Origin of the sequence: Parasulfitobacter algicola (genome assembly GCF_013315265.1) — a bacterium.
GTDB lineage: Bacteria > Pseudomonadota > Alphaproteobacteria > Rhodobacterales > Rhodobacteraceae > Parasulfitobacter > Parasulfitobacter algicola.
On the sequence record NZ_JABUFE010000001.1, the window covers coordinates 492,371 to 511,253 of the forward strand.

The 18,883-nt window shown below is 50.0% G+C and carries 17 protein-coding genes; 11 read left to right on the top strand and 6 right to left on the bottom strand.

The window, feature by feature from the left end:
* Positions 1–8: 8 nt before the first annotated feature.
* The 3 genes from HRQ87_RS02450 to HRQ87_RS02460 form a co-directional block, all read right to left on the bottom strand.
* Positions 9–2,480, bottom strand: coding sequence for a response regulator (locus HRQ87_RS02450; protein ID WP_174134839.1), 2,472 nt, complete (start codon positions 2,478–2,480; stop codon positions 9–11).
* Between the two features lie 275 nt (positions 2,481–2,755).
* Positions 2,756–2,977, bottom strand: a complete 222-nt coding sequence (locus tag HRQ87_RS02455; RefSeq protein WP_174134841.1) for a helix-turn-helix domain-containing protein — start codon at positions 2,975–2,977, stop codon at positions 2,756–2,758.
* Complete coding sequence (locus HRQ87_RS02460) at positions 2,974–3,510, bottom strand: DUF2975 domain-containing protein (protein ID WP_174134843.1); 537 nt, start codon at positions 3,508–3,510, stop codon at positions 2,974–2,976. The genes HRQ87_RS02455 and HRQ87_RS02460 overlap by 4 nt, the downstream gene beginning before the upstream one ends.
* A 66-nt stretch (positions 3,511–3,576) precedes the next feature.
* Here HRQ87_RS02460 and HRQ87_RS02465 point away from each other — a divergent pair, with 66 nt between their 5' ends.
* The 6 genes from HRQ87_RS02465 to HRQ87_RS02490 all read left to right on the top strand — a co-directional run bounded on the left by HRQ87_RS02465 (position 3,577) and on the right by HRQ87_RS02490 (position 8,646).
* On the top strand, positions 3,577–4,110 hold the full coding sequence (locus HRQ87_RS02465; protein ID WP_174134845.1) for a hypothetical protein: 534 nt from the start codon (positions 3,577–3,579) through the stop codon (positions 4,108–4,110).
* A 431-nt stretch (positions 4,111–4,541) separates the two neighbouring features.
* Positions 4,542–5,480, top strand: coding sequence for a sugar ABC transporter substrate-binding protein (locus tag HRQ87_RS02470; protein WP_174134847.1), 939 nt, complete (start codon positions 4,542–4,544; stop codon positions 5,478–5,480).
* An 80-nt stretch (positions 5,481–5,560) separates the two neighbouring features.
* Positions 5,561–6,634: an ABC transporter permease gene (locus HRQ87_RS02475; RefSeq protein ID WP_174134849.1), complete on the top strand. Its 1,074-nt coding sequence runs from the start codon at positions 5,561–5,563 to the stop codon at positions 6,632–6,634.
* A gap of 13 nt (positions 6,635–6,647) precedes the next feature.
* Positions 6,648–7,421 carry an ATP-binding cassette domain-containing protein gene (locus HRQ87_RS02480; protein WP_174134851.1) on the top strand — a complete coding sequence of 258 codons (774 nt, stop codon included), beginning with the start codon at positions 6,648–6,650 and terminating at the stop codon, positions 7,419–7,421.
* Position 7,422: 1 nt separating this feature from the next.
* On the top strand, positions 7,423–7,626 hold the full coding sequence (locus tag HRQ87_RS02485; protein WP_174134853.1) for a hypothetical protein: 204 nt from the start codon (positions 7,423–7,425) through the stop codon (positions 7,624–7,626).
* A 21-nt stretch (positions 7,627–7,647) separates the two neighbouring features.
* Complete coding sequence (locus HRQ87_RS02490) at positions 7,648–8,646, top strand: LacI family DNA-binding transcriptional regulator (RefSeq protein ID WP_174134855.1); 999 nt, start codon at positions 7,648–7,650, stop codon at positions 8,644–8,646.
* Positions 8,647–9,487: 841 nt separating this feature from the next.
* Here the strand turns inward: HRQ87_RS02490 and HRQ87_RS02495 are convergent.
* From HRQ87_RS02495 to HRQ87_RS02505, 3 genes are read right to left on the bottom strand one after another with little or no spacing between them, the layout of a single operon-like run.
* Complete coding sequence (locus tag HRQ87_RS02495) at positions 9,488–10,642, bottom strand: Gfo/Idh/MocA family protein (RefSeq protein ID WP_174134857.1); 1,155 nt, start codon at positions 10,640–10,642, stop codon at positions 9,488–9,490.
* Positions 10,630–11,541: a TIM barrel protein gene (locus HRQ87_RS02500; protein WP_174134859.1), complete on the bottom strand. Its 912-nt coding sequence runs from the start codon at positions 11,539–11,541 to the stop codon at positions 10,630–10,632. The genes HRQ87_RS02495 and HRQ87_RS02500 overlap by 13 nt, the downstream gene beginning before the upstream one ends.
* 15 nt (positions 11,542–11,556) lie before the next feature.
* Entirely contained in the window at positions 11,557–12,660 is a 1,104-nt protein-coding gene (locus tag HRQ87_RS02505; RefSeq protein WP_174134862.1) for a Gfo/Idh/MocA family protein, read from the bottom strand.
* A 94-nt stretch (positions 12,661–12,754) separates the two neighbouring features.
* On the opposite strand from HRQ87_RS02505, the gene iolD reads away from it, so the two are divergent.
* Genes iolD through iolG form a run of 5 tightly spaced genes read left to right on the top strand, consistent with a single transcriptional unit; the run spans position 12,755 to position 18,311 of the window.
* On the top strand, positions 12,755–14,656 hold the full coding sequence (gene iolD, locus HRQ87_RS02510) for a 3D-(3,5/4)-trihydroxycyclohexane-1,2-dione acylhydrolase (decyclizing) (RefSeq protein ID WP_174134864.1): 1,902 nt from the start codon (positions 12,755–12,757) through the stop codon (positions 14,654–14,656).
* Complete coding sequence (iolC, locus tag HRQ87_RS02515; RefSeq protein WP_174134866.1) at positions 14,656–15,636, top strand: 5-dehydro-2-deoxygluconokinase; 981 nt, start codon at positions 14,656–14,658, stop codon at positions 15,634–15,636. The genes iolD and iolC overlap by 1 nt, the downstream gene beginning before the upstream one ends.
* A gap of 11 nt (positions 15,637–15,647) precedes the next feature.
* The gene (locus HRQ87_RS02520) at positions 15,648–16,490 is read left to right on the top strand and encodes a 5-deoxy-glucuronate isomerase (protein ID WP_174134868.1); all 843 of its coding nucleotides are present in this window, start codon (positions 15,648–15,650) and stop codon (positions 16,488–16,490) included.
* The gene (locus tag HRQ87_RS02525) at positions 16,487–17,314 is read left to right on the top strand and encodes a class II fructose-bisphosphate aldolase (protein WP_174134870.1); all 828 of its coding nucleotides are present in this window, start codon (positions 16,487–16,489) and stop codon (positions 17,312–17,314) included. The genes HRQ87_RS02520 and HRQ87_RS02525 overlap by 4 nt, the downstream gene beginning before the upstream one ends.
* A 4-nt stretch (positions 17,315–17,318) precedes the next feature.
* Positions 17,319–18,311, top strand: coding sequence for an inositol 2-dehydrogenase (iolG, locus tag HRQ87_RS02530; RefSeq protein ID WP_174134872.1), 993 nt, complete (start codon positions 17,319–17,321; stop codon positions 18,309–18,311).
* Positions 18,312–18,883 lie beyond the last annotated feature (572 nt).

Genomic DNA, 18,883 nt, shown 5'->3' on the forward strand with positions numbered 1-18,883 from the left:
AACAGGCATCAGACCGCATAACTTGAAGGCGGATTTGTTTCTTGCTGTGCAGCATTATCAAAAATTATGTTTTTAAACGCAGATACTGAGATCGGCTTTGCGAGATGGTCGTTCATCCCGACCTCAAGACAGGCTTGCTTGTCACCAGCGCGAGAATGGGCTGTCAGGCCAACGATATGACTTGGATCCAAGCCTTTTGCGGTTTCGTGTTTTCTGATCTGACGGGTCGCATCAAAACCGTTCATCACTGGCATACTTATATCCATAAAGATCAAATCAGGTTTGTATGTATCGAAAAGATCGACAGCTTCGGCCCCATTTCTTGCGACTATGGGGTGGATATCCAGTTTCGACAGGATCGTTTTTACAAGAAACAGATTGGTTTCATTGTCTTCTACAACCATAATTTTCTTTTCATGCCAGCCATTTGATTCAGCCGCGTCGATGGCTGTATCGCGCTCTTTCTCAGACACAATTTCAAGCTTCGGTGTGTTACTTTCTGACGTGATGGCTGTGCATTTCTCAATTTGCTTTTTGCTTAGAACTGTTACGATTGTATCGAACAATTCCGATGTTCCAGCAGGTTTGGTCAGCATAGCATCAGGCCTGTTGACTTTGTTTTTCGGAACCTCGGCGCCAGCATCAACAGAAGATAACAAAATCACGGCAGTCTGGATCAGGGCGGGATCAGATTTAATGATGTTTAGCGCATCGCAGCCTGACATAATCGGCATATGCTGATCCAGAATAACAAGATCATAAGGATGGTTGCGTTTCGCAGCGGATAATAACTGGCGCAGTGCTTCTTCACCGTTTGTTGCGATATCGGCATTCATGTTCCACGCATCCAATAGTTCTGACAGGATCATGCGGTTGGTTTGATTGTCATCGACGATAAGAATACGCTTATCTGCGATATCAACAGGGGTAAGTCGTGACGTCGCATCGTCAGTCTGGTCTGTGATTTCAACGGGAACGGTAAACCAGAATTTCGAACCATGACCAGGGGTCGATGATACACCAATTTGCCCACCCAAAAGGTTGACCAGGCCGCTGCTGATAGCCAAGCCAAGTCCAGTGCCTTCTTGTTGTCTTGTATAGGAATCATCGACCTGAGTGAATTTTTCGAAAATCGAATTGATACGATCTTCTGGAATGCCACATCCAGTATCACTGACTTCGATACGAAGCGTTAATGTATCATCTGTCGAGGGCACACGGCTGACATCAATCATGACCTGGCCCGCGTTCGTGAATTTCAACGCGTTACTGGTCATGTTCGTAACCACTTGATGGATACGCGGCAGATCACCTTTGATCTTCTTTGGCAGACTTGGATCAACTCTTGTCAAAAGTTCTATGCCTTTGCTGCGTGCGATGACCGACAACAGCTTTCCAGGTTCGTCTGCAATTGCACGCAAACGAAAGGGTTCGGCAGCAACTTCCATAAATCCTGCATCAATCTTGGAAAGATCAAGAATGTCATTGATAATGCCCAATAAAGTGCGGCCTGAATTCTGTATCGTTTCAACAAATGTGCGTTGCTGACGATCAAGCTGTGTTCCGTGAAGCAGTTCGGTCATGCCAAGTACGCCGTTCATCGGCGTGCGAATCTCATGGCTCATGTTGGCAAGAAACTGCGATTTGGCACGTTCTGCTGAACGCGCATTTTCAGCCTCATAGTTCAATGCTACCTGAGTTGAAATGATGTGTTCGCGCAATTTGCGAAAAACTACGATATACGTCGTGAAAACGCTGAAAATCGCAACGATCATTGCAAAAATTGCAGTAATCAAGGGCGCCGTGGCGATATGGTTGGTTTCTTCATTGAGCAATTCGGATACGTGCTGGAAATGATTGAACAACAAGGTGTTGGAGACAGTCTTAAGTTCATCAACAAGTAATGCACTTTGATCTGACGTGGATGCTGCGTTTGAAATCAGATCATCTGATACAATAAGCATTTCGGCGACCAGAACTTCAAGTGGTGCATTTTCTATGTCGCTTGCTATCCATCCGTCTTCTTCTTCCCAGATGTTTTCCAGCGTTTCGGGCATTTCTGTTCCAAGCAGACCCATTTCTTGACTGACCGAAACGGCGTCTATGTCATATTTTTCAAAGATCGTTGCTAGGTCATCGCTTGCCTCACCATCATCACCGTCAACGATTTCATCGCCGTCAGCATCAGCGACACGCAAGGCGCTGAACAAACACAATGCATCGGTCAGAGAAGTTTTGGCATTTTCATAAAACTCAGCAGAAGTTGGATCGGATCGCAAGTTTTCGATTGAGATATTCAATCTTGTAAGTGACATACCCAAGTCGTTGAATGCGACTGCATATTTTGCATTTACAGAATGAAAATCCTGAATTTTGACAAAGATCAACGGGGCGATCAAAAGTGGAAGCAAAAGTGCAATCGCGCCCATAATCAATCTGCGATTGATAAATCGTCTGCTTATATCGATCTTATCATTCATTTTCTAAACCCCAGCCTACTTGTCATATTTGCGCGTAATGCCTTTTGGGGATCAGACTGCGCATGAAGATATAAAAAGCCATTAACCGGCATCTTTTACGGCTTGCTTGACGGGAAATATTTTTTGAGAATTTTAGAAAAATGTGACTCGAATACGTCTTAACTTTGTGTGCCCCCTAAGGGGGATAAACACACAGCCAATTAGGCGAAGATGGCTTCTTTGGTACGACGATGTATTGGATCAATCATCTGCAGATTGGATCGCTAATAATTAGCTTAAGTTGTATCAGTAACGGCCTCAAGCAGATCGCCTGGTTGGCAATCCAAAACCGCACATATTTTGGCCAGTGTTTCGAATCGGATGCCTTTGACTTTCCCTGACTTTAGAAGGCTGATGTTTTGTTCTGAAATCCCAACGGCCTGCGCCAGATCACGCGATTTCATTTTGCGCATAGCCAGCATGACATCCAGTCGAACGATAATCTCAAGCTCATTCATACAAAGGCCCGATTTTCGGCGGCTAGATCAGATGCCTCACGCAGAGCCCAGCCGATTATGATGATCAGACCACCTGCGATGGCAAAAAAGAACATATCACTGTTCAGGCTGACTGAGATTGACCGTTCGCCAGAAGGGTTGGCACGGCTTAATATGTAAGACAGCATTGGGTTTAATAGAAATGGCGCCAATGCCAAAGCCAAAAATCCTTGACCGATACGCTGGATTAGGCGTGCACAAGTATCCGTTAATATCTGACCTTGACGATAGAGGCCAAACAGCTGCCGCATCGTGTTCAAGGTAAAAAGCAGGATGATCACCGGGATCAGATTAAGAGTAACGGCGATATACATTTCTGGCTGTGAAATATTAGGCGAAACGGCAAATGTCTCTAACCGCTGATCCAGCATATCGGGCGTGATTGGTGTTGTGAACAAAGTTGCGGCAATTGCGACGGGAATGACAATCAGACTGATCATGGTTAACCATTCAAGATTTCGGGCCCATTTTTGAACATTGTTTAGGTTTATCATTTTTCACCTTTGAATATTTATTTTTTATCGTAAAACAATAAATATTACATGTCAAAGGAGATTCGTATGCGTTTCGCTATTCTGTCCGCCTTCATTCTATCCGCTTGTACAAGTATCGTTCCAACCACGGCGTTGCGGCTAAGCACCATATCCCCGTTTGAAGCTGATCCAGCAGGGTTTGCCTTGGCGATTACGATGCCCAAGGGATTTGATATTGAACCAAAATCGGCGCGGCTTGTATTTATTGTGACCCGAAATGACACCTATGAAGCCCGCAAAGAAACTTTTGTTTTGGATCGTATTGATGCTGACCAGACAGTCTTTCGTGTTGCACCCAATGATCTGGACGCGTTGCGCGCGATACAAGCTGTCGCCAAGCAATGGAAAGCAGAAAGTAATGATACCAATGGTTCGCTTGGGGTTACCTTAACGCCCTGTAAATTAGGCGCAGGGCCGGCAGAAGACGCCCGCGTAAGCGTGGCGATCCGTGTCAAAAAAGACGGCCCGTTTATGCCGCTTGTCCGCAATGCCCCCATAGCGGCTGTCGCAGAACAAGCCCAACTGCATCAGATGGGCAATTGCAGTATTGTAAGAAATTGATTGGTTTTACAGCTGTTTGCAACAAGCGTAACCATCAAAAACTCCAAAAGCCTTAGTTCATCAAATAGCGACTGCAATAGACCCAACGCTGCTGCATCTGAAGGGGTAAAAAGGATTATAATTGAAAAATGCAACCGGTTGCAAAAAACATTTTTATCGCTAATGTGAGTCTCAGCAACAAGGGGGATTACTGCGAGAAATGTTGTCTGTTGGTCTAGTGATATGACGATGCCATGTACCTTTCAGTGGAAAGCGATGGAAGTCACTAATCCAACGATCAAGCGCTGCGGACTATGCATTGGCTGGATCACAGCAATTCATCACATCACAATTGACCTAGGAATTGGCCTGATCGGTGTGGTGAATCAATCACCCCAAAAGGGGTCCCGGCGAAACCAACGTGTGCCGGGCACGATTTCTGGGAGGAAACCATGAAAAATCTATTACTTACCGCAGGATTTGCCGCACTTATTGGCACATCGGCTGTTGCACAACAGATTGGCGTATCGGTCGCCCGTTTTGATGACAACGGCCTGACTGTAATGCGAAACGGCATGACCGCACATGAAGATACGCTTGATGGTGTTAGCCTGCAGATCGAAGATGCGACAGATGACGTAGCCAAACAATTAGACCAGATTAATAACTTCATAGCGTCTGGCGTGGATGCGATTATCGTGAATGCTGTGGACACGAATGCAACTGAGGCCATGTCAAATGCAGCGGCATCCGCAGGCGTTCCGTTGGTTTACGTAAATCGCCAGCCAATCAACATGGATACACTGCCAGACGGTCAGGCATTCGTTGCATCTAACGAAGTTGAAAGCGGCACACTCGCGGCGTTTCGCATGTGCCAGGATTTGCGTGCGCAAGGGAAATCAGCTGGCGCTAAAGCCTATATGCTGATGGGGCAATTGTCGAACCAGGCCGCTGTTCAGCGATCAAAAGACTTTGAAGATGTTATTGACATGGATATGTGTAATTTCATCACGCTGATCGACAAACAGACAGCCAATTGGTCACGTGACGAAGCACAGGATTTGATGACGAATTGGATTTCATCGGGCGAACCGTTCGATGCAGTTTTCGGCAACAACGATGAAATGGCCATCGGCGCGATTCAGGCTATGAAAGCGGCAGGCATTTCCATGGATGATGTTGTCGTTGGCGGTGTTGATGCCACATCTGATGCGCTTGTTGCGATGCAAGCGGGTGAAATGGATGTAACCGTGTTTCAGGATCTTGCCGGACAGGGCGCGGGTTCCATCGATACTGCGCTAAAGCTGATTGCAGGTGAAGAAGTTGATAAGGCTGTTTTCATCCCCTTCAAACTGGTGACACCTGAAAATATCGGTGATTTCCTGCAGTAAAAACCTGCGGATCACACATGCGGGGCGGCAATGTACTGCCCCGCATCACCAAATTAATAAAATCCAAGGGGAGCTGACACATGTCAGACAAAAGCCATGGTACCGGTGGGCTGACTTTCGATAAATCCAAAAGGCAGTGGCCAAACGAGCTGAATGTCTTTGGCGCACTTATCCTGATTATTGTGATTTTCGAAATCCTTGGCGCGATCTATGTGGGCCAAAGCCTGTTGTTTGACAGCAATAACAGATTTGACAGCATTTTTAATGAACAGCGCCTGCGCATCATTATCATTCAGGTGGCAATTGTCGGCATCATTGCCCTTGGGGTGACGCAGGTGATTATCACCGCTGGGATTGATCTGTCATCGGGTTCTGTTCTTGGAGCCACTGCGATGATCGCAATGAGTTTTGCGCAGGTGTCAGAAGTGAACGGCGGCCCAAACCCTAAAGCGATTTTCGGTCCTGCGTTTCTTGATCTGCCGGTAGTTGTTCCGGTGATGGTTGGACTGGGTTGCGGTATTATTGCTGGGATCGTGAACGGTGTGTTGGTTGCCTATTCCCGTATTCCGCCATTCATTGCGACACTGGGCATGATGTTGTTTGCCCGCGGCGTGGCCCAGTGGTGGTCAAAAGGAAACCCGGTATCTTTCCCGACAGAAGCTTATAGCAAGATCGGTGCCGGTATGATGCCGGTGATTATATTCTTGTCGTTGGCTGTGCTGTTTCACCTAATCATGAACTATACGATCTATGGCAAACATACCTATGCCATTGGATCAAACGAAGCTGCAGCCAGGATGTCAGGCATTAATGTGCCCCGTCATCTGGTGCTTGTCTATGCAATTGCAGGCATGTTGGCCGGGCTATCAGCTGTGATCCTGACCTCAAAGAACCTGACAGCGCAATCTGGCATGGGGCTGTCTTACGAGCTGGATGCAATTGCTATGGCAGTGATTGGCGGTGTGTCGCTGTTTGGCGGGCGCGGATCAATCATTGGAACGGTGATCGGGGCGCTTATCATCGGTGTGATTACGTCTGGTTTCACCTTCTTGCGTCTTGGCGCGTACTATCAGGAAATGGTGCTGGGCAGCATCATCGTGGGTGCCGTCGCACTGGATCAATGGCAACAACAACGCGCAGCCACGCGGTCGTAAGGAAGGGCACAAGATGTCAGAGACAATTCTGGAAACCAAGGGCCTGACCAAACATTATGGCGGCGTACATGCACTTGAGGACGCGGACTTCATCCTTGAAAAAGGTGAACACGTGGCCATCATGGGCGATAATGGGGCTGGCAAATCTACCTTTGTGCGTCAGATCACTGGCGTAGAACAACGCACACGCGGCACGATTGTCTTTGATGGGACAGAGGTCAACTTTTCAGGTCCATTGGACGCACGCGAGGCGGGAATTGAAACGGTGTTTCAAACCCTTGCCCTTGCTGACGATCTGAATGTGCCTGATAATCTGTTCCTGGGACGCGAAAAAACCATGTTCAACTGGCTTGGGCCGTTTCGCATTCTAGATTACAAAACCATGCGCGAAGCAACATTGGCGGGTCTGGAAAAAACAGCTGTTAAAATCCCTAATATCCGCAATACCATTGCAAATATGTCAGGCGGACAACGACAATGTGTGGCCATCGCGCGCACTGCAACCTTTGCGTCAAAACTGACCATCATGGATGAACCGACTGCTGCGTTGGGTGTGCAGGAAACGGCACAGGTGGAAAACATTGTACGAACACTGAAAGAGCAAGGCGAAAGTCTGATTTTGGTGTCGCATAACATGCGGCAGGTATTTGATCTGGTGGACCGGATTGTTGTATTTCGGCGGGGCAGGATCGTTGCCAACCTGAACAAGGATGACACAGATGGGCAAGATGTGGTTGCCTATATCACAGGGGCAAAAACCGGGGCAGAATACGAAGGGGCAGCCTAGGATGTTTGAATTAGGTGTTCCATTCTTTTTACCGGTTTGGCGACGTGTATCTGTAGTCGCTATCGCTATTGGATGGGGCCTGTTTGAACTGTGGAAAGGAGAGCCGTTCTGGGCAATTATTTTTATAGGTATGGGCGGCTTTGCCGCTTGGAAATTCTGGACAACGGACTGGTCAGCCGTGGCTGCAATGGATAAAGATCCCTGAACTGTTTCAGGAGGGCATAGTTTGGCCGTGACATTGAAGGATGTGGCAAAGCGCGCAGGCGTATCCCGGTCTGCCGTGTCACGCACCTATACCGAAGGCGCATCAGTGTCCGCTAAAACACGTGCCAAAGTACAGGCGGCAGCGGAGGAACTTGGTTACAGCCCGAATGCATTGGCGTCATCATTGACTACAGGTCGAACAAAGCTGATCGGCCTGGTATCAAACAACTTTCATAATCCGATATTTCTTGAGGTATTCGACCTTTTTACCAAGGGCCTGCAAGATCGTGGGTTACGACCTTTGCTGGTTAACCTGACGGATGAAGTCGACCCCGAGAATTCATTGCGGATGCTGCGGGCTTATTCTGTTGATGGTGTGATTGTGGCCTCTTCGACATTGCCAGCCAGCTTTGCAGAAGCCTTTGGTGATGCAGGGGTGCCGGTGGTTCATTCGTTTGGTCGCCAGTCCGACAATCCAAAGGTGGATGTTCTGGGCATAGATAATATTGCGGCCGGGCGGTTGGCGGCGCAGACGTTGATCGCGCATGGCTATCGGCGTGTTGCGTTTCTTGGTGGGCCAGAGACGGCGACATCGACGCAGGATCGTCTGAAGGGATTTGAAGACGCCATTGCTGCTGTGCCATCCGTCCGGTTGACCAAAAGCTTTGCAAGCAATTATTCCTTTGCAGCGGGTCATCTAGAGATGTCTCGTTTGTTGCTAAGCCCCCCTGCCGAGGCATATTTCTGCGGTGATGACGTATTGTCGATTGGGGCTTTGTCGGCTGTTCAGACCGCCGGTTTAAGTGTACCGGGTGACATTGGCATCATTGGGCTGAATGATATGGAAATGGCTGGTTGGGATAACATCAATCTGACAACCATCCACAACCCGATCCGCCAGATCATCACATCCTCTGTCGAACTGATAGCGGCTTCGCTTAACGACAGCAGTCGAACGCCAGTTGCACAATTATTTGACTGTCACGTTGTTGAGCGCGGGACTTTGCGACCCAAGCCATAGAGTAAATTAACCTCAAAGTTTGTTTCAGTATCTGAGTATGAATTTGCAGAACATGGCGAAATGTTATGTAACAATCAAAGTAATCCATATGCCGAACGTCAGATAGCTTTGACCTTTCTGTCATTGAGTAACCTGATTTCGATGAAATTTTCTCAATGAAATGCCCGAAAGATAGCGTTAAGTAGTAGATCCATTTCTGGATAATCTACCTTTAGTTCTTCAGGTGTTGTCGGGCGTTTTATGCTCTCAAGAAATCTTTTTGAGATAGCATCTTTGTTCTCTAAAGCGCCATGATAGCAATCAATCTGACTGCTCCAATTCGTCCTACGTATCTCATGCATGGAACCGTCATCGTCCGTTACTCACGTTCCCAGAGGGCTATGCATCGTTCGTCGGTATATCCTTGAATGTGCATTCGTCGCCTCACTTTGTCAGCGGGCGCTAGAAGGTAAACGATTTCTTGCTCTTCATCATCGACCCATTCAAGGAAGGTCTCGCGTACTACCGGGTGAGCGTCTTTGATCTTTCGACTGAATAGATCATCGTTGGAAAAGCACAGCGAACAAGCATAGTGCCAAGCCATCGAGAGATCGCCAAATGATCGACCGTCCAAGTAAATTTCGTAGTCTTCGCTTACGTAGCTGCCTCAAACCCGAAGTCGGTTTCCTCCGTATTGTTTAGATTGGCCCCAAGACCTTGAACACCCTGTGTAGGCCAGAAATCCGTGACGTTTGGGGCAATATTACATGACGCGGCCCATTGATCAGACTCAAAAAATCAGTGGCGATGAGTCAAAGGTGCGTGGCGTTACACACCATAGCCTTTTTTTACGCTTAGATGTTCATCGCATTGACTTTGGCCTTGCGTCTAGCCATTCGCCGTCTGCCTTGCCAGATGCGGCGACGGCGTGCACAGCTGCCATTGATCGCAACCCATCTTCGGCCTTTGGATAAAGATTTGCGGCTGGGTCTATCGCACGACCTTCTTTGCGTGCGCTGATGGCTTCGGCCAGATCGGCATAAATATTGGCAAAGGCCAGCGGCATCCCTTCGGCATGTCCGATAGTCACACGTGTGGTGCGGTCGGCCTCAGGTGACAGGTTTGCCTCGCCACGTTCAATCACTTGCAGCCGTTCACCAAGCGGCATGTAGTACAGCTGGTTCGGTTGTTCCTGCGACCAGCGCAGTCCGCCGGTTTCCCCGAATACCTGAATAGCCAGCCCATGTTGGCGTCCGATGGCGATGGATGATGTCCAAAGCCGCCCCACGGCGCCGCCATCCATGCGAAAATTCACCATTGCGTCGTCCTCAAGCGTGCGTATGTCGATACAGGAGACCGTATCAGCGGACAGTTTGGTAACATTCTGGCCGGTGACAAAGCTGGCCATGTGCAGCGCGTGAATACCGCAATCGGCAAATTGGGCAGAAACACCCGCTAGCGCCGGATCATAGCGCCATCGTACTCGCGGGTTATCCGCATCGGCGGCATCCGCATGGTGCCCGTGGGCGAATTCGGTGTTTACCAAACGGATTTTGCCGATATCGCCGCGTGCAATCATCGCCTTCATATGCCGGACAAGCGAATAACCGGTATAGCCATAATTTACAGCACAGATGTTGCCGGTCTTTTTGGCGATACTGACGATATGTTCACCTTCTTCGACTGTCATCGTCATCGGCTTTTCACACAATACGTTGAACCCGCCTTCAAGAAAAGCTTTGGTAATTTCAAAGTGGGTGGAATTGGGCGTTGCAACGGTGACCAGGTCTATACGATCATCGCGCTTTTTCTCGCCTTGCAGCATTTCTTGCCATCCGCCATAGGCACGATCGCCCAGCCCAAGCCGTTGCCCATAATCCACCCCATAGTCTGGACGATGATCCAAAGCGCCAGCGCAGAAATCAAACAACCCGTCCAGTCTAGCGCTTAGCTGATGTGCTGGTCCTATCTGACTTCCTTCCCCGCCGCCGATCATGCCCCACTTCAGTTTTGCCATGACTCAGATCCTTCAAAGCCGATAGATTTCAAATAGGCCCGATTTAACTTCGCGTCCTCTACAGGGGATGTGTTGCCATTGGGATCGCAGTCTTGTTCGACTGTACACCAGCCATCAAATCCTGCATCCAGCAAAACCTGACGTACAGCAGGAAAATCTACATCGCCATCACCAAGGTTGCAGAAAATACCCTGGCCGCAGGCCTTGTAAAAGTCGGTACGATTGGCAACAGTGCGCGCTTTTACATCAGGATCAATGTCCTTAAAATGCATATAGCTGATGCGACCGATATGTCGTTTCATAAAGGCCACTGGATCAAAGCCGGCATAGGAATGATGACCGGTATCAAAACAGATTTTCAGGATGTTTTCGTCAACTTCGTCCAGTAACCGTTCCAATTCCGGTTCAAAGTCCATAAAGCCGCCTGCGTGTGCGTGAATGCCAACGGTCAATCCATATTCCAAAGTTCCCATTTTTGCGACCATGGCGATCTTATCGCGGAAGGCTGTCCATTCAGCCTTGTCCATCTGTTCCGCTTCATCAGCGCGACCAGCGGTTGGCGCGCGCCGCGCTGAGATGCTGTCGATCAGCACCAAATGTTGCGCACCATGCGCAGCAAGCGCTTTGCAGGTACGTACAGATGCATCCAACACATCGTCCCATTTGTCGGGGTCGTGAAACGGGCGAAAGACAACACCACCAACTAGTTTTTGCCCGAACTCGTCCAGAGCAGGGCGCAGGATTTCCGGATCTTCGGGCATAAAGCCGATGGGCCCTAATTCGATCCCGCTGTAACCTGCATCCGCATTTTCCCGAAGCACTTTCCGCCACTCAGGATTGCGTGGATCATCTGCGAACTCAACACCCCAGGAACAAGGCGCATTTCCAATTTCAATCATGCTTTCAGTTCCTTATCAATAATCAGCGACATTGACCCATGCCATCTTGCGACTGGAATCCATGGCCGCGGCGACGATGCGATTGACCTCCATTCCTTCGGCAAATGTGGGCCAGATGTTACGATTTTCGTAGATTGCACGCAGAAAATCCCGCGCTTCGATAATGATTTGATCTTGGTACCCTGTGCCGTGTCCCGGGCCTTGGCAAAAAGGCAGATAATCGGGATGGACCGGACCTGTCAGAATTTTGCGAAAACCACGTTCAGCCTCGGGCCCTTCCATTGTGTACAGATGGATCGCGTTTTGATCTTCCTGATCAAAGCGGATGGCACCTTTGGTGCCGTGGATTTCATAGGCATAGCCCATTTTGCGCCCTGTCGCGATACGGCTAAAGAACAGATGACCCTGTGCACCATTGTCAAAGCGGCACATCATCTGCGCCTGATCGTCGTTGGTCACGGTTATACCGCTACGGTCCTCATGCACCGTTTCGACCAATGCGCAAAGCGCCGATATCGGCCCGATCAGCGCCCTTGCCGCATTGATCATATGGGGTGCTAGATCACCCATGGTGCCATTGGCATCCCCTTTCGTGCGCCAACTGGGCGGGGTCTTGGGGTCGGCATAGAAATCCTCTGTATGTTCGCCACGAAACCATGTGATTTCCCCAATTCGTCCATCAGCCACAAGCTGACGGGCATATTGCGATGCGGGCGTGCGAATATAGTTGAAGCCAACCATATTTATACTGCCCGCGGTCTTGGCTGCGGCAACCATGGCGCGGCTTTCGTCCAGTGTGGCGCTCAAAGGTTTTTCACAAAAAACGGATTTACCAAGGGCGAAAGCCGCCTCTGCAATGGGGCGATGTGTCTCTTGTGGCGAAGCGATAATGATTGCCTGTATGTTAGGGTCATTCACCAGGACGCGCCAATCATCGGTCGAACGGGCAAACCCAAAGGCCTTACGATATCTTTCGGCTGATTGTTCTGATGTGGCGCAAACCATTTCAAGCCTTGGTCGCAGCGCAGTTTCGAATACCCCGCCCACGGCTGCATAGGCCACTGCATGGGCTTTGCCCATGTAACCACCACCGACAATTCCGATCCCAATGTCGGTCATTCTGCAGGTCTCCCAAAAAACAAATTGCAACCGGTTGCAAAATGGTTATCTTTGTTTCGTGGCGTGGGTCAATAGGAATGTTGGCTGAACTGAAATGAAATCCTGCCACCCTCGGGAGGACAACTTGGGACAATCGCACCAAACCGTGACACTGACGGTCGCACAGGCCATCGTGCGTTATCTTGCAGTACAATACATTGAGATTGAAGGGGCTAAAACCCGCCTGTGCGGCGGTGGATTTGGGATTTTTGGCCATGGAAATGTAACATGTCTAGGCGAGGCACTTTTTGATCATAAAGATGTACTGCCATTATACCGGGGACAGAATGAACAAGGCATGGGGTTTGCCGCGGCCGCTTATGCCAAGGCGCATCTGCGTCGGCGGTTTATGTTTTGCACTGCATCTGCCGGGCCAGGTACGGCAAATTTACTGACCGCAGCGGCCCTTGCCCATGCGAACCGTTTGCCGATGCTGATGCTGTGTGGGGATACGTTCATCACACGTTTACCCGACCCTGTATTACAACAACTGGAACACTTTGATGATCCAACGCTTGGTTTAAATGACGCATTCAAACCCGTCACACGCTATTGGGATCGCATCACCCACCCTGCGCAGATTATTCAGTCGTTGCCAGCGGCATTAAATACCATGCTGGATCCTGCTGATTGCGGCCCTGCTTTTGTCGGCTTGCCACAAGACGTGCAGGGCTGGGCCTATGACTATCCGCTGTCATTCTTTGCCGACCGCGTACACCGCATTCGCCGTCAGGCCCCCGATATAGATGAGATCACAGATGCTGCCGCGGTTTTATCAAACGCCAAATGTCCAATGATCATCGCCGGTGGTGGTGTGCAGTATTCCGGTGCCGTATCTAAGCTGACCGCTTTTGCCGAGACACATAACATACCTGTCGTGGAAACCATTGCCGGTCGCGCCAATATGTTAAATGATCACCCGCTGAACATGGGTCCTATTGGTGTTACGGGTTCAGACAGTGCCAATGCAATTGCAGAACAGGCGGATGTGATCCTTGCCGTGGGCACACGATTGCAGGATTTTACCACCGGTTCCTGGACCGCTTTCGCACATGATGCCAAGATCATCGGATTGAACGTCGCCCGTCATGACGCGGCCAAGCATATGTCGATGACGGTGATAGGTGACGCCAAACTGGCAATGACAGCTTTGGGTGACGCTTTGGACGCTTACAAAGCCCCCAGTGATTGGACCATATCTGCGCAAGAAAAACGGGCAAAGTGGAACGATTACGTGTCTAAAAACACCCGCATCGGAAATGGTCCTGCATCCTATGCACAGGCCATCGGGGTGGTGAATGCGCTTTGTGATCCACGCGATCGCGTGGTCGCAGCCGCTGGTGGATTGCCAGCCGAGGTGACTGCAAACTGGCGAACGCTGGATATCGGTACTGTTGACGTGGAATTTGGGTTCTCTTGCATGGGATACGAGATCGCTGGCGGGTGGGGTGCACGCATCGCCCAATCCGAAAAGGAACCCGACAAGGACACGATCGTGTTCACCGGTGACGGATCGTATCTGCTGATGAATTCAGATATTTATTCTTCTGTTTTAACGCAAAAAAAGATGATCGTGCTTGTGCTGGACAATGGCGGTTTTGCAGTCATTAACAAGCTGCAAAACAATACCGGCAACGAAAGCTTTAATAATCTGATTGCAGATACGCCAACGGCTACGTTGCAAGTGGGCGTGGATTTCGAAGCGCACGCGCGATCCCTTGGTGCATTGTCCGAAACAGTTGAAACACCTGCGGATCTGGCTGATGCCTTTGCCCGCGCCAAAAGTGCTGACAGGACTTATGTGATTTGCATGAAGGTCGACGCCTATGAAGGTTGGACAACCGAAGGGCACACATGGTGGGAAGTGGGCACGCCTGGTATTTCAGACAACACCAAGGTGACAGCTGCTCATACCGAGATTGAAAGCGCCCGATCGCGCCAGCGAAAAGGTGTATGATGACCACACTTCTGGACGGGATCCGCGCAAATAATTTTGTGATCATAGGCCGCGCGGGCATTGATTTTTTTACCGATGCGGGCGTGGCGGCCGAGGATGCTGAAACGGTCGCTGTTGGTCTTGGTGGATCTTCAGCCAATATCGCTGCTGGTATTTGCAAGCTGGGTGGACGTGCGTCTTTGGTGACCCGTGTGTCAGATGACAGCATAGGCAGTTATTGCATAGGTCAGTTGAAAAAATACGGTGTTGACACTGCGTATGTGACCCCCGTCGGCGGTGAATATCGCAATTCATTGGCCTTTTATGAAAGCCGTGTCAAAGGGCATCGCAATGTAATCTATCGAAATGGCGCTGCTGATTTTCAGATGGGCCCTGATGATGTGGCCGCCGTCGACTATGGTCATTTTGGCACACTGATTACCGCAGGGACTGTATTCGCCGCCGAGCCATCGCGTAGTGCAACTTTTGATGCCTTTGCGCGTGCAAAAGCCGCTGGATTGCCGATCATCTTTGACGTGGATTACCGTCCCTATTCATGGCCATCATCACAGGTTGCCGAAGATGTGCTAAGCCGCGCCGCCACCCACTGCGACATGATTGTGGGCAATGATGAAGAATTTGGCTTTATGGCAGGTGACATCAATAAAGGACTGGCCAAAGCGCGCGAACTGGCCGATGGCACAGGGCGTATTGTCATCTATAAAATGGGTGAAAAGGGCGCTGTAACATTTTCTGATGGTGAAGAAATTCATACAGGAATTTGGCCTGTAACCGCGCTAAAACCCACTGGGGCAGGCGACAGCTTTATGGCAGGTCTGATGACCGGTCTTGCGCAAGACCGGTCCTTGCATGACGCGATTTTGCGCGGGTCGGCCTGTGCATCCATTACCGTGTCACGCCCGGGCTGCGCGCCCGCTATGCCAGATACCCAAATACTTGAAAAATTCATGGCTGAACACCCTGGCCCGACTGCCGCATAAAGGATCAACACATGCATATTCCGCCGTTTGATAACCAAAATAAACCAATCGTGGATGTGGATGATCCAACGGTTCCGCTTAACTATTTCAACATAGTCAAGCTGACCAAAGACCAGGCATTTGAATACGTTGTGCCCGGTTACGAGACCTGTATCGTGCCTGCTACAGGCACCGTGGATATCGACATCGAAGGGTTCAAGGCCACGGGCATTGGTCAGCGCAGCGAAGATGTATGGGATGGTGAACCAGAGGGCGTTTATGTACCCACTGCAGCCCGTGCGACCATGGTTTGCACCAGCAATGCGGCAGAGGTGTTTGTTTGCGGTGCGCGTTATGATGGCGTCCTTGATGCCTTTTCTGTGCGCGCAGATGAACTGGATATGGTCCAATATGGTTCCGATGACACCAAGACACATCGCAAGATCAAGCATATCCTTGGCACAAAATATCATGACAAGGTTGGCCGACTTCTGGTGTCAGAATTGTTCACTGTCGGCGAAGGCGGCTGGTCTGGTTTCCCCAGCCACAAACACGATACTGACCGGTTGCCGCTTGAGACGCGCCATGACGAAACATATAATTTCCGCTTTAAGCCAAACCATGGATCGGGTGTTCAGATGCTTCAGCGTGAAGATGGCAAGCCGGGCGACGCTTATCATCTGGTGGATGGATCGACGATTTGCCTTGATAGCGGCTATCACCCCTGTGCGGTCTTGCCCGGCTATCAGATGTATTATTTCACCATCCTGGGTGGCCTGTCGCAACGCAGTCTGGTGCAGTATTTTCAACCATCCCATGCCGATCAACTGGAAACCATTCCAGGTATCAAAGACATGATCGCCAAATTCAAATGACCCTTGCGACGCTTTCAGAGGTTTTGCAGCCTGCATTGCAGCATGGGTATGCCGTTGGTGGTTTGGTCACCCTGGGTTGGGAAGATATGCGCGCCTTTGTTGAGGCGGCCGAGGCAGAGAAATGCCCTGTGATCCTGCAAGCTGGACCAAGTTGCCGTGCGCATACACCACTGCCTGTTTTAGGACATATGTTTCGTCATTTGGCCGAAACGGCCAGCGTGCCTGTCGTTGCCCATCTTGATCACGGCTACACCTATGATGAATGTGCCGAGGCTTTAGATTGCGGCTTTACCTCGCTGATGTTTGACGGCTCACGCAGGCCCTTGGCCGAAAATATCGCCGAGACCCGGAAAATCGTTAAGATGGCCCATGCAGCGGGCATTTCTTGTGAAGGAGAGATTGGTTTCGTGGGTTATTCAGGGGGCGAAGCATCGGACGGTACTGACCCTGGCCAAGCTGCACAATTTGGCGCTGAAACGGGTGTTGATGCGATGGCGGTTTCAGTTGGCAATGTTCATTTGCAGCAAAATCACGAAGGTGGTCTGGACGAACAGCGCATCGCTTCAATCCAGGCCGCGACCGATGTTCCGCTGGTCATTCATGGCGGATCCGGCGTGCCGGTTGCGCAGCGCCAGCATCTGGCACGCACAACCAACATCTGCAAATTCAATATCGGAACCGAGCTGCGCATGGCCTTTGGCGCCGCATTACGCCAGGCCGTCAACAGTGACCCTGCGCGGTTTGATCGTGTGGCTATCTTGAAAGATACACATGATCCAATGGTGAAAGCCGCACGCCATATTCTTTGTAATTTGAAGGGCTGACGTGATGATCAACATCGGGATATTAGGATGTGGCCGTATTGGACAGGTGCATGGCACAACTTTGCGTGGGATGGTCAATGCACGTGCGGCGGCAGTATCAGATGTAATGCCAAAAGCAGCACAAGCGCTGGGCGTCACTTTGGGCGCAAATGTTGTCACACCAGATGAAATGATGGCGGATCCCAGCATTGATGCGGTGATTATCGGCACACCCACGACCACGCATTACGATCTTATCCATGCGGCTGCAGCCGCAGGCAAAGCGATTTTCTGTGAAAAGCCGGTTGATTTGTCAGTTGATCGCATCAAGGATTGCCTTGCGGTTGTCGAAAAAGCTGACGTGCCGTTCATGACTGCATTCAATCGACGGTTTGATCCAAATTTCGCCCATCTGCAGCGTCAGATTTCTGAACAGGCTATCGGAAGTATTGAGTTGGTGACGATCATGTCACGTGATCCGTCGCCACCCCCGATTGACTATGTGAAAACGTCGGGTGGGATATTCCGCGATATGATGATCCATGATCTGGATATGGCGCGGTTTTTGTTGGGTGAAGACCCTATTGAGCTGACGGCTGCCGCATCTTGCCTTATTGATCCCGCAATCGGCGCGGTGGGTGATTTCGATACAGCTGTCGTAACGCTAAAGACTGCGGGCGGAAAGCTGTGTCAGATTTCGAATTCGCGTCGTGCAACCTATGGCTATGACCAGCGTATCGAAGTCCACGGCAGTACCGGTATGTTGCGCGCTGATAATATGCTTGAAAATACTATCGAGCTGTCAAACGCCAGCGGTATGTGCAAAGCAACGCCCGAACCGTTTTTTCTGGAACGTTATGCTGCGGCTTATCGTGCCGAAATGGCGCATTTCGTCGATGCGCTGACCAAAGGTATGCAAGTCACGCCAACGGGTGTGGATGGGCTGAAAGCCCAGATGTTGGCAGATGCCGCCGATGCCGCAGCACAGGATGGAATGATTAAGTCGCTAAGCTTATGATCCCTCATGACTTGAAAGATTGATCAAGAAACACTGGTCCGTTTCAGACCTTCGGATAGGCATGCACAAATGGCATAAATTTAGCCAGACAATGTAACCGCACCAATCCTTAGCATTCCAAGCAACAGGCAAACAAAACCAAAGATCATATTTAAACGTCCACACATTATAAGTTGTATCGTTTCCTGCATGCTGTGCGCAGATAAACAACATTAGCATTAGGCACACCCTTTCCTTAATTGGCAGCTTGTTGCGTGATTGATTCCCGCTTTGATCAAAACGCCTGTACCTACACCTTAAAATTTCATGAATTTTACCGTTTTCTGGCTGTTTTCTGGTCAGAAAAGTTAACAAACACGTTTTCTACCACGGTTGTCACAACGCTGGCCACAACACCCGCCTCCTAAACCCTGATCCGTCGGCACTTCGTTCGTGAGTGCCTTCCAGACAATGACCGTCTGCTTGAACCCCAAGCAGCGATTTTCAGGAGACCGGAGCGTGTGTGATTTCAGAAGCGACCAAACATGGACCAAGGCCAAGACAGGATCCTTGATGCCAAACTTTGGCACTTT